This window comes from Pseudomonas fluorescens (assembly GCF_900215245.1).
Classification (GTDB): Bacteria; Pseudomonadota; Gammaproteobacteria; order Pseudomonadales; family Pseudomonadaceae; genus Aquipseudomonas; species Aquipseudomonas fluorescens.
Genome location: NZ_LT907842.1, coordinates 5,113,233 through 5,128,230, shown reverse-complemented (window position 1 = coordinate 5,128,230; position 14,998 = coordinate 5,113,233). Strand labels below are relative to the sequence as shown.

Here is a 14,998-nt window from a genome sequence, read left to right as displayed (position 1 = left end):
CATGACAATTCGCCAACCCTGCCCACCCGGCGTGTGTGTCTGCGATCGCGAACAACTGCTGCAAGCCCCTGACGCCGACCTGCGCGTCCTCAGCCTGACGCGTCAGGAAGAGAAAAAGCTGATCGAACGCCTTGAAGACCTCAAAAGCCTGCAGGACCTGGAGCACATGCAACAGCGGATGTACGAGCTATTGGGTATCCGCGTGCATGTCGCGCCGGGGCACACCGAGGTGAAGAGCATGCGCGGGATTCTGATCACCCTCGATGAGCTGCCCGGTATGTGCCGTAAAACCCGGCAAGCCATCCCGGCGGCGATTCGCAGAGGCATGGAAAAACGCCCGGAAATTGCCTACCGCCTGCTCGACGCCCACGATTTGTTCCGCGAAGGCTGACTACCCGGCGACCGTCTCGTTTGCAAACAGGCCCTGCCCTAGCGCCTTCGCCGTGTGCAAATGCGCCTGCGCCGTGCCGCTTTCCGACTCCAGCAGCAACTTCGACGTCACCACCTGTGCGCCGCAGTAATCAAAAATCCCGTAGTCAATCTGCGTGCGCATCGCCTTGGCATAACCATGTCGTTCAAACGCGCTTGCGTCCGCTGCGCCAACTGCCAGCAGATGCACCTGCAAATGCCGCAGTTTTTTCACCACGGGGCTGTCCGGGCCGTAATCAATCGCCCAGCCGTTGACGAACACCCGGTCGACCCAGCCTTTGAGCAGGCCCGGCAGCGACCACCAATAGATCGGGAACGCCAGCACCAGTGCATCCGCGCGGTCGATACGGGCCTGTTCGGCAAGCACATCAGCGGGCGGTTCGGCGTGCGTGCGGTGAACCCGATGGTCGGCGGCGGTGTAGCGCGGGTCGAAGCCTTCGGCGGCGAGGTCGGCGATCTCGTACGTATGGCCGGCCGCAGTCAGCCCTGCCGCCACTTGCACGGCGAGGCTGTGGGTCAGGGATTTGGGGTCGTGGTGGGCAACAACGAGCAGTGCGTGCATGACATTGACTCCGTTTCAGTTTAGTCTGCGCTTAAGCTACTTTTAGTAAGTTACGACCCTTAAGTTACTTTTGGTATATAAGCATGTCAAGCGATGAATCCCCTGCCCCTCGTCGACGCCTTGCACGCGAAGATCGCCTTCGCCAATTGCTGGACGTGGCCTGGCAACTGGTCAGCGATGAAGGCACCGAAGCCCTGACCCTTGGCCGCCTGGCGGAACTGGCGGGCGTGACTAAACCGGTGGTCTATGACCATTTCGTCACCCGCGCCGGGTTGCTGGCGGCGCTTTACGAGGACTTCGACAGGCGCCAGAACCAGGTGCTGGCCGATGCCCTGGACGCCAGCGCCGCAACATTGGCGGACCGGGCGTGGGTGATTGCCTCGTCCTATGTCGATTGCGTGTTATTGCAAGGCCGGGAAATCCCCGGCGTGATTGCCGCCTTGAGCAGCTCGCCGGAGCTGGAAACCCTCAAGCGCAAATACGAGGCGATCTTCCTCGATAAATGCCGGGACGCCCTGGCGCCGTTTGCAGCCGGCGCCACTGTTTCCCAGGCGGCCATGCGCGCCATGCTCGGCGCGGCGGAGGCCTTGTCCCATGCGGCGGCCAGTGGCGAGATCAGCCGCGAAGAGGCGCAGCAGGAGTTGCTGGCGACGATTCTGGCGATGGTCAACCGGGCGCGCGCTTGAATCATTCTTGACGCCGATGCCGACGGCTACAGCGTGATGACCCGCGATGACGGCAGCCAGCAACGGGCGCGTGACCACGCCCGGCCATCTGACGCAGCAATAAAAAAACCTCCCTTGGGAGGTTTTTTGCTTCAGGCCTGGTGTTCACTTACAAACCGCTGAACCTTGCGTGTCAGCTGATCAAGATGCCGATCGCGCTGCTTCTCGGCGTCGACCATGGCACGCTTGCCGTGCTTTTGCAGCAGGTAGGTATGAATCTGCCGCACCTCCAGCGAGCTGTATATCGCTGCCACGTCCAGCACCGCCATCAAGCCATCCGTGCCGTAATCGCGTGTGTTCATCAACACCTGAGTGCCCCGCGCGCCGCGTACCTGAAAGCCCATGGCGGCGAAGGCCGGCACCTTTTCCACGGCACACGCCAACTCGGCATGGGGATAGCGTGCCAATACCTCGCGCATCATCGCGCGCGCCACCCCCTGACGCCGGAAACCTGCCTGCACGGCCATGAAGGCAATACCGCAGGCCTGCGGATCATCCTTCACGGGCAGGTACAGGCAAAAGCCGATCAGCTGCTCCTCCTCCATCGCCACAACTAACTCAACCGCAACCCCTTTGGACCCATCCAGTGCCTCCAGGTACAGGTGCACCTCAAAACCAATGGCGTATTGATAGATGTTGTAGAGCAAGTTACTCGGTGCCAGCGCAACGCTGCTGATGTCGGTGAGGTTGTCCACCACCATCTGCAGGATCTGGCTGTTGATCGACTCGGGGCACGGCGCGGTATAGCGGGTAAGGCTGAACATGCAAATTCCTGGGGGTTCGCGTCAAGGCAGCCGCGATTGTACCTGCTGCGGCCGGTTCAGTGCCCGCACACCTCACGCAAACAACCACGCAGCCAGCGATGGGCGAGGTCGCCATCCAGGCGTGGATGCCAGAGCATGGACAGGGTAAATGTCGATAGTGCCAGCGGCAACGCGAAACTATACAGACCCGCGCGCTGATTGGCGGTGTAGCGCTCGGGCACGCTGGCGATCAGGTCGGTGTCGCGTGCAAGGGCGATGGCCGTGGCAAACCCGGCGACGATGGTGCTGATGTGGCGCTTGAGGCCTTGGGCGTCGAGCGCGTCGTCGACCTCGCCACGGTCCAACCCGCGCCGTGACACGTAGACATGCTGGCCCTCGGCAAAACGCTCGGCGCTGACCGCGCCATGGCTCAGCGGATGACCGCTGCGCACTACGCCGACCAGGCGATCGCGAAACAACGCCTGGGTCAGCACCTCGGGGCTGGCCGTGGCGTCGACCACGCCGATGGCCAGGTCTACGCTGGCATCGCGCAGCAAGGCATTGTCCTTGTCCGTCTTGTTGACGAAGCGCAGCCGCACGCCGGGCGCCTCCTGGGCGATGCGCGCCAGCAACGCCGGGCCAAGATTTTCGACAAATTCTTCGCTGGAGCGCAGCGTGAAGGTGCGCACCACCTGGCGCATGTCCAGGGATTGCGCGGGCCGCAGCACCGCCTGGGCGTCTTGAACCAAGCGGCTGACCTGTTCACGCAGCGCCAGCGCACGCGGGGTCGGCACGAGACCACGCCCGGCACGCACCAACAACGGGTCGCCGGTGGTTTCACGCAGCCGTGCCAGCGCACGGCTCATGGCCGACGGGCTCAAGCGCAGGCGCTTGGCGGCCAGCGCGACGCTGCCTTCGGTGAGCAACACATCCAGGGTAATCAGCAAGTTCAGGTCGGGCATTGGCGCTCCTTATCAGGCGTTGGCTGCAGGTATTAGCTGCAACCCATGCGTCTTCCGCCATGTTAGGCGACGACGTAGATTTGTGACAGCAGCGTTCACTCAAGGAATCCTCCATGCACACCTCTTCTCGCGGCGCTCTTGTCTGCCTGTCCCTGTCCATGTTGCTGGCCTCGCTGGGGACCAGCATCGCCAACGTCGGCTTACCGGCGCTGGCGCACGTCTTCAATGCATCCTTCCACGCGGTGCAGTGGGTGGTGCTCGCGTACCTGTTCGCAATCACCGCAGTTATCGTCAACGCCGGCCGCCTGGGGGATCGGCTCGGCCGCCGTCGGTTGTTGCTCAGCGGTTTGCTGCTGTTCGCCGCTGCGTGCGCGCTGTGCGCTGTCGCACCGTCATTGCCCTGGCTGATTGGCGCACGCGTCCTGCAAGGCTTGGGTGCAGCGGTGATGATGGCGATGACACTGGCGATGGTCGGCGAAACCGTCTCCCGAGAGCGCACCGGCCGCGTGATGGGCTGGCTGGGCACGATGTCGGCCGTCGGCACCGCCATGGGTCCCAGCGTCGGCGGGATGCTGCTCAGCCTGTGGGGCTGGCGTGCGCTGTTTCTGGTCGGGGCGCCGTTGGGCATGTTGGCCGCGGCCCTCGCCTTTCTTTATTTGCCGGCTGATCGGCAGGCCCCCGCGGCCACCTCGGGCGATGGGTTCTGGCGGCCATTGAAGGACCCGGCGTTGCGCGCAGGGTTGGCAATGAGTGCGTTGGTGTCGGCGGTGATCATGAGCACCTTCGTGGTCGGGCCGTTCTATCTATCCCGTGGTCTGGGGCTGGATGCTGCCTGGATGGGCCTGGCAATGGCCGTCGGGCCTTGTGTGTCGGCGCTCAATGGCCTACCGGCAGGCCAGCTTACCGACCGGCTGGGCAGCCAGCGCATGACCCACGCGGGCTTGGGCGTCATGGGGCTCGGCGCGCTGTTGCTGGCAGTGGCTTCGGGCTTGATCGCCTACCTTGGCTCACTGATTCTACTGACCCTGGGCTACAGCCTGTTCCAGGCCGCGAACAACACCGCAGTGATGAATGATGTCGAGCCCGCACGCCGTGGCACGGTCTCCGGCCTGTTGAACCTGTCACGCAACCTCGGGCTGATTTTCGGTGCCTGGGCGCTGGGCGCAGTCTTTGCCTGGGCCAGCCCCGACGTGACCCATGCGACCGCGCAAACCGTGGCTAATGGCCTGCACGTAACCTTCGGCGTGGCACTCGCGCTGATCGTCACTGCGAGCACCTTTGCCTGGCGCCGCAATAGCGCCGAGAACTGCCCGCAGAACGTCCGTTGAGGCAAAAAAACAAAAAAGGCGTTGCGCCAGACCGGGTTACATCGCGCATCATGGGCACTTTCAAGCTCAAGGGTAACGTCCATGCGCGTGCTGTCATTGATGATGGGTCTTACGACGCTGGCCGCCAGTCTGGCGTTCTGCGCCAGCGCGATGGCGAATGAAGAAAGTCAGTTAGTGCAACAGATCAACGAATACCGCAGCCAGGTACAGCGCTGTGGTAACCAGGGTTCCCAGGAACTGCCACCGTTGGCCAGCGACACGCGACTGGTGCTGCCGGCGACCAATGTCGGCGACTTGCAGCAAGCGCTGGCGCGGGCTGCGTACCCGATGGTGAATGTGCAAGCCATCAGCCTCTCCGGCCCCAAAAACGCCGACGCGGCCATGAAAGCGGTGCGCGAAAGTTTCTGTCGCGTGGTGCTCGACCCGCAATTTGTCGACATCGGCGTGAGTAACAGCGGCCAGGATTGGCGCATCGTGCTGGCCCGCCCGCTGCTGTCCAGCGGACTCGGGGATTGGCAGACCGAAGGCAAGCAAATCCTCAACCTGGTCAACGCCGCCCGGGAACAACCACGCCAGTGCGGCACCCAGGCATTTACCGCGACCACACCGCTGTCGTGGAACGACGCGCTGGCCAATGCCGCCAACAGCCACACACGCAATATGGCCAACGGCAATTTCTTCGACCACTTGGACCATGACGGCCGCACACCCGGCGACCGTGCGGAACTGTCCGGTTATATCGCGAAGAACATCGGCGAAAACATTGCCGCCGGCCTCGATACCCCACGCAAGGTCGTGGACGGCTGGCTGGCCAGCCCGGGCCATTGCGCCAACCTGATGAACCCGCAATTTCGCGAGTTGGGGGCAGCCTATGCCATGGACCCGAAGAGTGACGCGGGGATTTATTGGACCGCAGTGTTCGGCACGCAATAGCCGGCTGGGGGCGCCTCTGCGCCGGGTAGGTCGATCGGTTCAATGGGTGGAACATCAAATTGCCATCCCCGCGCTGATTCCGCTGAACTGGCCGCAGGGATTCCGGTCTGTAGCTGGATGCGCTGATATAATCAGCGCTCCCCCTGAAGACCGTGGCAATAAGGTATCCACCCAATGATGAATTGGCTGCAAGGCAGCAGCGAGATGGCTGAGCGCGTCCGTCAGCATGATTGGGCCAGTACGCCGCTCGGCGAGCTGGAGCAATGGCCCGACGTACTCAAAACCACGGTTGCGCTGTGTTTTGCCTCAAGCTTCCCCCAGTCCATCATCTGGGGCCCCCACCTGATCACGCTCTACAACGATGCGTTTATTCCTATTCTTGGCGATAAACCTGATTCGCTTGGGCGGGCGTTCAGCGAAATCTGGCGTGAGGCGTGGGATGACATCGGCCCTATCGCCAACGCCGCCTTTGAGGGGCACCCGACCTACATCGAAAACTACCCGTTGGTGGTTGAGCGTGGCAATGGCCCGGAGCAAGCGTACTTCACGTTTTGCTACAGCCCTGTGCGTGACCCGCAAGGCCGGGTCGTGGGCATGCTCGACACCGTCACCGAAACCACCGCGACCGTATTCCTCTCTCGCCGCCTGGCCGTATTGGATGCAATTGGCAGCGCCGTGACCCACTGCAGCGATGCCGAAGCCATCATGACCACCACCACGCGTCTGTTGGCCGAACACCTGCAGGTGTCGATTTGCGCCTATGCCGATATGGAGGCCGATGAAGACGGCTTCACCATTCGCGACAATTGGTCGGCGCCGGGCTCGCCCAGTATCGTCGGCCGTTACAGCCTGGCAGCGTTCGGCGAGCTGGCCGTAAGCCGCCTGCGCGCAGGTGAGCCGTTTGTGATTGGCGACAACCGCCTGGAAATGCCCGCCGAGGTGTCCGCTGTCTTTCAGGCACTGGGCGTCACGGCGACTGCGTGCTTCCCGCTGATCAAGAACGGCCGCCTGACCGCGCTGATGGCCGTGCACCACAAATTCGCACGCGTGTGGTCGCCGTATGACCTGGCACTGGTGGGTGAAGTCACCGAGCGCTCCTGGGCCCATATCGAACGGGTGCGCGCCGACGCCGCCGTACGCGAGGGCCTGGCCGCCATTACCGAACTGAACGCCACCCTGGAGCAACGCGTTGAAGAACGCACCAGCGCCTTGACCCAGGCCGAAGCCGCGTTGCACCAGTCCCAGAAGCTCGAAGCCATCGGCCAGCTGACTGGCGGTGTGGCCCACGATTTCAACAACCTGCTGACGATCATTCGCTCTTCGGTGGACTTCCTGCGCCAGCCGGGGTTGTCCGAAGAACGCCGCCAACGCTACATGGGCGCCGTGTCAGACACCGTCGAACGCGCCAGCAAGCTCACCAGCCAACTGCTCGCCTTCGCCCGCCGGCAACCGCTCAACCCGGAAGTCTTTGACGTTGGCCAGCGGGTCAAGAACATCGGTGAGATGCTCGAAAGCGTGACCGGTGCGCGCATTCAGGTGCAGGTCCAATTGCCGGAACAGGCTTGCTATGTGTGCGTCGACTCCAGCCAATTTGAAACCGCACTGATCAATATCGCGCTCAATGCCCGCGATGCCATGGAGGGTCAAGGCACCCTGACCCTGCGCGTGGCGAGTGTGGCGGCGCTACCGCGCATCCGTGGCGATGCACACGCACACCAGCCGTTTGTAAGCATTGCGCTGGCCGACACCGGCAGCGGCATTGAAGCCGACGCCGTCGAGCGTATTTTCGAACCATTCTTTACCACCAAGGCCGTGGGTAAAGGCACTGGCCTGGGGCTGTCACAGGTGTTCGGGTTTGCCAAGCAGTCCGGAGGCAACGTCGATGTCACCAGCACCCTCGGCCAGGGCAGCGTGTTCACCCTGTATTTGCCCGAGGCGCAGCCTGTGGCCGGGCAGCTCGGCCCAGCCGAGGAAGCCCCCAGCCCGGCGTTTGACACCACACTGCGGCATATCCTGATCGTGGAAGACAACCTCGAAGTGGGCCGTTTCGCCAACCAGATCCTGCAGGACCTGGGTTACCAGACCACGTGGGCAACCGACGCCGAACAGGCACTGGCGCTGGCCGGTCCGGACGTGAGCGGGTTCGACGCGATTTTTTCGGACGTGGTAATGCCCGGCATGACCGGCGTGGCAATGACCAGGCTGCTGCGCCAACGGCGCCCCAACCTGCCGGTGGTACTGACCTCGGGCTACAGCGAAGAGCTGGCCGACAGCGCCTACGAGGGCGTCGACTTCCTGGCAAAGCCCTACTCGGCCGACCAGGTGGCGCGCGTACTGGCCAGGTCGATGCGGCGAGACTGAACCCTACTCAGCCCGCCTACTCCGCCACCACGACCTGATTGCGGCCCATGGCTTTGGCGCGATACAGCGCTTTGTCGGCGCTGTTCATCAGGCTGTGCAGGTCCTGATCGGGGTTGCGGGTGGTGGCCACCCCCAGGCTCGCGGTCAGCCCCTGTACCGGCTCGGAGGCCAGGCCGGCAATCGCCGTGATCAATTGTTCGGCAATACCCTGTGCAGTCTCCAGTGTCGTATTGGGCAACAACACGGCAAATTCCTCGCCGCCAAGCCGACCATACACGTCGGCCTGGCGAAACGACGCGCTGATCACCCCGCCAACCTGGCGCAAAACCTGGTCGCCGGCCTGGTGGCCGTAGGTATCGTTGATGGCCTTGAAGTGGTCCATGTCCAGCATCAGCGCGCTCAGCGGCTGTCGGTGTTGGCGACACTGCGCATACAACAGGTGGGCATGTTCAAAAAACGCGCGACGATTCATCAACCCGGTGAGCTCGTCAGTCTGAGCGGCGCGTGTGGAAATGGTGTGGGCGCGCTCCATTTGCCGGGTCAGGCGAAAGGCTTTTTCGAGGGCATCCGACAGTTTGCGCGTGGCGCTGACCACGAAAGTCGAGAACACCAGCACTGCAATCGCCACGCCCACTTGCATGGGCGAGGGCTGAAACAGTAACCACAGCGTGCTCGGCAATAACACCAGAGACATGGAGCCCAACGTCATATAACGGTAGGCCGAATAACAGGAGACCGCGCTGACCGACATACCCACGGCAAACAGAATCACCAACACTTGGGACACACGGTCGTCCGGCGGCATGACAGCCAATGCGCCAATGCCCCAGGTCGCGGCGGAGAGCATCAACGTCACCCAGTAGCGGCGCTCCCAACGCGCCGGCGTACGCAGACTGTTCGCGCAACGAAACCAGTCCATGAACATCTTCAGCCGTAGCAGTGACGTCACCCCCAGCACCACCAGCCAGGTGCGCATGACCGTGTGATCAAACCGGTCCCAGCACAGCCAGCAGAGCATGCCGGCGCCCAGGTAACTGCCGAAAATGGCAGCGAACGACTGGCGAAACAGCTGGTGCAAACGGTCAGTTCGCACCTGCTCTTCGATAAAACAATCCTGGTCCTGCCCAAGCCCAAGGCCATTCATGAAATACGCCTGCTTCAACTGCCGCAACAAAGGTGCCATTGTGGCACCCTGCCAGTACCCCGGACAACAGAATCCGGTTGCTAGAGCCTTTAAAGCGCTTCCGGGCGCAAAATCAGCACACCCAATGGCGGCAAATTCAGCGACAGCGATACCGGCTGCCCATGCTGCGGTTCATCCTGGGTAAACACCTCTCCCCCATTGCCGTAATTGGAGCCGGCGTACGTGTCGGCATCGCTGTTGATCACCTCGCTCCAGCGCCCGGCAAACGGCACCCCTACCGAATACGCCTCACGCGGCACCGGGGTGAAGTTAGCGACCACCAGCACCGGTTTGCCGTCCTTGCTCCACCGCAACCAGGCATAAACGCTGTTGATTGCGTCGTCGCCAATCAGCCATTGGAAACCTTGAGGCGCATCATCCTGTTCGTGCAGCGCGGGCTCTTCACGGTAGAGGCGGTTGAGGTCGCCCACCAGCTTTTGCACGCCCCGGTGCTCGGGGTACTGCAGCAGGTACCAGTCCAATTGCTGGTCGTGGTTCCACTCGCGCCATTGGCCGAATTCGCAGCCCATGAACAGCAGTTTTTTACCCGGATGCATCCACATGAAGCTCAGGTAGGCGCGCAGGTTAGCAAACTTCTGCCAGCGATCACCGGGCATCTTGTCGATCAACGAGTGTTTGCCGTGCACCACTTCATCGTGAGAGATCGGCAGGATAAAACGCTCGGACCAGGCATAGACCAGGCCGAAGCTCAGCTCATTGTGATGATGGGCGCGGTACACCGGGTCTTGCTGGATGTAATGCAGCGAATCGTGCATCCAGCCCATGTTCCACTTGTAGTTGAAGCCCAACCCGCCTTGCTGGGTGCTCTGGCTGACACCGGGCCATGCCGTGGATTCTTCGGCAATCACCAACGCACCCGGCGCTTCGAGGGCGACCACATCGTTCAGATGACGCAGGAAGTGGATGGCTTCGAGGTTCTCACGACCGCCATAGCGATTGGGCACCCACTCGCCGGCTTTGCGCGAATAGTCGCGGTACAGCATCGACGCCACCGCATCCACACGCAAACCATCGATATGGAAGTGTTTAAGCCAATGCAACGCCGAGGCCAGCATGAACCCGTGAACTTCAGTGCGGCCGAGGTTGTAAATCAGCGTGTCCCAATCCTGGTGGAAGCCTTCCAGCGGGTTGGCGTATTCGTACAGCGCGGTGCCGTCGAACTGCGCCAGGCCATGGATATCGGTGGGGAAATGCGCCGGCACCCAATCGAGGATTACGCCGATATCGGCCTGGTGCAGGGCATTGACGAAAAACCCGAAGTCTTCCGGCGAACCGAAACGCGCAGTCGGTGCGAATTGCGACAACGCCTGGTAGCCCCAGGAGCCACCAAAGGGGTGTTCCATGATCGGCATCAGCTCGATATGGGTGAAACCCAATTGCTGAACATACGGAATCAAGCGTTCAGCGAGTTCGCGCCAGCCGTACTGACGGGACACTTCACCAGCCTCATCCAGCTCGCACTGCCAGGAGCCTACGTGCAACTCGTAGATCGACAACGGCGCAGTGGGCTTTTGCTTGTCGGCCCGCGCCTGCATCCACGCGTGGTCTTGCCAATCCACCTGCAACGGCGCGGCGACTTTCGAAGCGGTGTCCGGCGGCAGTTGAGTCGCCAGCGCCATCGGGTCGGCCTTCAGCGGCAAAATCCCGTTGGCGCCAAGGATTTCGTACTTGTAGGCCGCGCCTGGTTGCAGGCGCGGGATAAAGATTTCCCACACGCCGGAGGGGTGACGCAAGCGCATCGGATGGCGACGGCCATCCCAGATATTGAAATCGCCCACCACCGACACCCGCCGGGCATTCGGCGCCCAGACGGCAAAGCGCACGCCCGGTATGCCATCGACACTGGTCACCTGAGCACCCAGGCAGCTGCTGAGGTCGCGGTGATTGCCTTCGGCAAACAGGTACAGGTCCATTTCACCCAGGAGCAACTGGTTGAAGCTGTAAGGGTCTTCGGTGATCTGTTCACCGCCGGCCCATTGGATTTTCAGCAGGTAGTCCTGGCGGGTGTTGAAGTGCCCGACAAACAAGCCCGGCACCTGGGTCGCATCCAGGCTGCCGATCGGCTCACCGCTGTCGCGTGCCAATACCTGAACGCTCAAGGCCTCCGGTAAAAAGGCGCGAATGAACTGGCCATTTTGCTCATCGTCGTGCGGGCCGAGAATCGAGAATGGATCGTGGTGCTCGGCGCGTACCAGGGCTTCAATGTCCTTGGGTGCCGGCATGGCAGTCAATTTCGGTTGCAGCGGTTCTCTATGTGTAAAACTCATGACGTCTCCCCACCGCGTGCAGTTTTCGATATAGGTGTAAGCCCGCTGAGCAGGCCGTGTAAACCTTGTAGCGGCACCGGCAACCAGGTCGGGCGGTTTTCCGCTTCGTAAGCCACTTCGTACGCGGCCTTCTCCAGGCTGAACAACGTCAGCGCGGCACTCTGGCCGTCGGCCTCCTGCCAGTCATGCGCCAGTGTAGACGTAGCCTGATGATAAGCCTGCGTAAAAGCCGCACGCGCTTCACTCAGGTATCGATCCGTCACACGCTTGCGGGCAGTGTCCGCCTCGGGCGAATGATCCACCCCTTGCACATTCAGGGCCATCGCTGCGGCGTAATCAAACGAGCGCAGCACGCCACTCACATCTTTGTAGGGGCTGTGCTTGCCACGTCGTTCATGCAACGGCCGCGCCGGTTCCCCTTCAAAGTCGATCAGGTAAGCATCGCCCTTGACCACCAGTACCTGACCCAGGTGCAAGTCACCGTGGACACGAATCCGCAGCCCGCCGGCCGTGGCTTTCGCCAAGGCCTGCACGTGACTGCCAATGGCTTTTTTGTGTGCCAGCAACTCACTGACCAGCGCCTGATCGGCAGGGTTCAATTGGTTTTGATGAAGCTTGAGCAATTGCAGCGCACGCTCGATCTGTGCCCCGACATCCTTGGCCCAGGCCTGGGTATCCTTGGCCGTCGTGACTTCAGGCTTGAAGTCTGCATTGGCAGTTTTCGCTGCCAATACCCCGTGCATTTCACCCAGGCGCCGGCCGAGCAACGCGGCGAAGTCGGCCAGTTCACCCAACGCGTTGTAGTGCTGTTCCTGCTCGGAAATCGCCTCTGCGAGTTCGTCGCGAATCGCGCGTTCGAGGTTGTTCTGGGTCCAGCTCCAGGCGTCGCCCTGGTTGCTCAGATAGCCCTGGGCAATCATCAGCAGGTTGTCCTGCCCTGCGCTGTCGTGGCGAATCATCGAGCCCAACAGCGGCGAAATGTTCGGATACCCGGCTGCGGTCAGGTAAGCGCTCATTTCCAATTCCGGATGCACCCCGGCGCTGACTTTACGGATCAGTTTGAGCACCAGACTCTCGCCGACCACCACCGAACTGTTGGACTGCTCAGCGGCCAGGTAGCGCACTTGCGACTCGTCGTTCAATGGCAGGTTGGCCAGGTGCGAAGTGGCCTCAAAGCGCAAATCGCCGTCGTCGGTCGTCAAGACCGTGCCCGCCTGCAGGGCCTTGATCACGGCACGGATAAAGTGCTCAAGACTGAACGCATCGGTCACCAGGCCGACCTCGCGGGCGCGCCGTACACGGGCCAGGGCCAATTGCTGGGGCAACGCGCTGGTGAACTGGTCTTCACCCAGGAAGCCGAACGGCAGCTGATAGCGGCTGACCTGGCCGCCACTGCTCACCTCCAGCTCACTGAGCAGCACCGGATGCTGTGGATCGCCAAAGCGCACACCGTAGGCAATCCGCACGCTGTCGATGGCCGTGTCCTTGCCGGCGAACCAGCGCCGCTTAGGCAGCCAGGCCGGCAGCGAGGTGTGCTCCAGCGTGGTGCGGCACGGTTCGTCGAGTAACTCTTCCATACGTTTTTTCAATACCAGGGTAGTGAAGTCAGGGATGCTCTGGGCAGGCTCGACGTGCCAACTCGGCATCTGGTTTTCCGCGGCGAGCACGAACCAGTAGAAGCCGTACGGCGCCAGGGTCAGCAAAAAATTCAGCTGACCGATGGGCGGGAACGCGTTACCGCCGAGCATTTCCACCGGCACCATGCCCGCAAAGGCTGACAGGTCCAGCTCAGCCGCCTGGGCACTGCGCGACACGTTGGCCACACACAGGATGAGCTCGTTGCGCCCGTCTGGCCCGGTGTATTCGCGGGTATACGCCAGAATGCGGCGGTTGCTCGGCGAGAGCATTTTCAAGCTGCCGCGGCCAAAGGCTTTGGACTGTTTGCGCACCGCCAACATGCGGCGCGTCCAGTTCAGCAGCGAATGCGGGTCCTGGGCCTGGGTTTCGACGTTTACCGACAGGTAGCCGTACTGCGGGTCCATGATCGGCGGCAGCACCAGGCTGGCCGGGTCGGCGCGGGAGAAACCGCCGTTACGGTCGATCGACCACTGCATCGGCGTGCGCACGCCATCACGGTCGCCCAGATAGATGTTGTCACCCATGCCGATTTCGTCGCCGTAATACAACGTCGGCGTGCCGGGCATCGACAACAACAGGCTGTTGAGCAGTTCAATGCGGCGGCGGTCGCGCTCCATCAGCGGCGCCAGGCGCCGGCGGATGCCGAGGTTGATGCGGGCGCGACGATCAGCGGCGTAGTAGTTCCACAGGTAGTCGCGCTCTTTGTCGGTGACCATTTCCAGGGTCAGCTCATCGTGGTTGCGCAGGAAAATCGCCCACTGGCAATTGGCGGGGATCTCCGGGGTCTGACGCAGAATATCAGTGATGGGGAAGCGATCTTCCTGGGCCAGCGCCATGTACATGCGCGGCATCAACGGGAAGTGGAAAGCCATATGGCATTCGTCGCCGTCGTCGCCTTTTTTATCACCAAAATACAACTGGGTGTCTTCCGGCCATTGGTTGGCTTCGGCGAGCAGCATGCGGTCGGGGTAATGGGCGTCGATCTCGGCGCGGATCTGCTTGAGGACGTCGTGGGTTTCCAGCAGGTTTTCGTTGTGGGTGCCATCGCGCTCGATCAGGTACGGAATCGCGTCCAGGCGCAGGCCGTCAATGCCCATGTCCAGCCAGTAACGCATCACTGACAATACCGCTTTCATCACTTGCGGGTTGTCGAAGTTGAGGTCCGGCTGGTGGGAATAGAACCGGTGCCAGAAGTACTGGCCGGCCACCGGGTCCCAGGTCCAGTTGGACTTTTCGGTGTCGAGGAAAATGATGCGCGTGCCGTCGTATTTCTGATCGTCGTCCGACCACACATAGAAGTCCCGCGCGGCCGAACCCGGCTTGGCCTTGCGCGCCCGCTGGAACCAGGGATGCTGGTCTGAAGTGTGGTTGATCACCAGTTCGGTGATCACCCGCAGCCCGCGTTTGTGTGCCTCGCTGATAAAGCGCTTGGCGTCGGCCATGGTCCCGTAGTCGCTGTGCACACCACGGTACTCGGCGATGTCGTAGCCGTCGTCGCGGCGTGGCGAGGGGTAAAACGGCAACAGCCAGATGGTGTTCACGCCCAGGTCGGCGATGTAATCGAGCTTGGCAATCAGGCCGGGAAAATCGCCGATGCCGTCGTTATTGGAGTCGAAATAGGATTTAACGTGTACCTGGTAGATCACCGCGTCCTTGTACCAGAGCGGGTCTTTGATAAAGGTGGCAGCCTTGGGTTTCTTCGCCATTGGAAACTCCTGAAATGCTTGAACATTGACCTGAAGGGGCGGGTTCGAGGCGGGCGCTGGCGGGCCTGCGATAGTCGCGTGTCAGGCAATCAACGTGTCACTGATAAACGGCTATCACCGGCAAGCCAGGTCGCACATTT

The 14,998-nt window shown here is 61.9% G+C and carries 11 protein-coding genes; 5 read left to right on the top strand and 6 right to left on the bottom strand.

The annotated features are described in order from the left end of the window. Position 1: 1 nt before the first annotated feature. Positions 2-391 carry a hypothetical protein gene (locus CPH89_RS23840; RefSeq protein WP_053256307.1) on the top strand — a complete coding sequence of 130 codons (390 nt, stop codon included), beginning with the start codon at positions 2-4 and terminating at the stop codon, positions 389-391. Here the strand turns inward: CPH89_RS23840 and CPH89_RS23835 are convergent, their stop codons facing one another. Next, on the bottom strand, positions 392-991 hold the full coding sequence (locus CPH89_RS23835; protein WP_053256308.1) for an NAD(P)H-dependent oxidoreductase: 600 nt from the start codon (positions 989-991) through the stop codon (positions 392-394). Positions 992-1,074: 83 nt separating this feature from the next. On the opposite strand from CPH89_RS23835, the gene CPH89_RS23830 reads away from it, so the two are divergent. Next, positions 1,075-1,677, top strand: a complete 603-nt coding sequence (locus CPH89_RS23830) for a TetR/AcrR family transcriptional regulator (protein WP_053256309.1) — start codon at positions 1,075-1,077, stop codon at positions 1,675-1,677. A 131-nt stretch (positions 1,678-1,808) separates the two neighbouring features. Here the strand turns inward: CPH89_RS23830 and CPH89_RS23825 are convergent, their stop codons facing one another. Then, positions 1,809-2,480 (bottom strand): GNAT family N-acetyltransferase, encoded by a 672-nt coding sequence (locus CPH89_RS23825; RefSeq protein ID WP_053256310.1) that lies wholly within the window; start codon positions 2,478-2,480, stop codon positions 1,809-1,811. Between the two features lie 56 nt (positions 2,481-2,536). Further along, positions 2,537-3,421, bottom strand: a complete 885-nt coding sequence (locus CPH89_RS23820; RefSeq protein WP_053256311.1) for a LysR family transcriptional regulator — start codon at positions 3,419-3,421, stop codon at positions 2,537-2,539. A gap of 113 nt (positions 3,422-3,534) precedes the next feature. On the opposite strand from CPH89_RS23820, the gene CPH89_RS23815 reads away from it, so the two are divergent. The 3 genes from CPH89_RS23815 (at position 3,535) to CPH89_RS23805 (ending at position 8,043) form a co-directional block, all read left to right on the top strand. Continuing rightward, positions 3,535-4,749 (top strand): MFS transporter, encoded by a 1,215-nt coding sequence (locus tag CPH89_RS23815; RefSeq protein ID WP_053256312.1) that lies wholly within the window; start codon positions 3,535-3,537, stop codon positions 4,747-4,749. Positions 4,750-4,830: 81 nt separating this feature from the next. Then, complete coding sequence (locus tag CPH89_RS23810; protein WP_053256313.1) at positions 4,831-5,682, top strand: CAP domain-containing protein; 852 nt, start codon at positions 4,831-4,833, stop codon at positions 5,680-5,682. A 174-nt stretch (positions 5,683-5,856) separates the two neighbouring features. Further along, the gene (locus CPH89_RS23805) at positions 5,857-8,043 is read left to right on the top strand and encodes a hybrid sensor histidine kinase/response regulator (protein WP_053256314.1); all 2,187 of its coding nucleotides are present in this window, start codon (positions 5,857-5,859) and stop codon (positions 8,041-8,043) included. Positions 8,044-8,059: 16 nt separating this feature from the next. On the opposite strand, the gene CPH89_RS23800 is transcribed toward CPH89_RS23805, so the two are convergent. The 3 genes from CPH89_RS23800 to treS are packed head-to-tail and all read right to left on the bottom strand — an operon-like array spanning position 8,060 to position 14,858. Next, positions 8,060-9,226 (bottom strand): GGDEF domain-containing protein, encoded by a 1,167-nt coding sequence (locus CPH89_RS23800; RefSeq protein ID WP_053256315.1) that lies wholly within the window; start codon positions 9,224-9,226, stop codon positions 8,060-8,062. A gap of 50 nt (positions 9,227-9,276) precedes the next feature. Further along, on the bottom strand, positions 9,277-11,514 hold the full coding sequence (glgB, locus tag CPH89_RS23795) for a 1,4-alpha-glucan branching protein GlgB (RefSeq protein WP_053256316.1): 2,238 nt from the start codon (positions 11,512-11,514) through the stop codon (positions 9,277-9,279). Continuing rightward, positions 11,511-14,858 (bottom strand): maltose alpha-D-glucosyltransferase, encoded by a 3,348-nt coding sequence (gene treS / locus CPH89_RS23790; protein ID WP_053256317.1) that lies wholly within the window; start codon positions 14,856-14,858, stop codon positions 11,511-11,513. The genes glgB and treS overlap by 4 nt, the downstream gene beginning before the upstream one ends. Positions 14,859-14,998 lie beyond the last annotated feature (140 nt).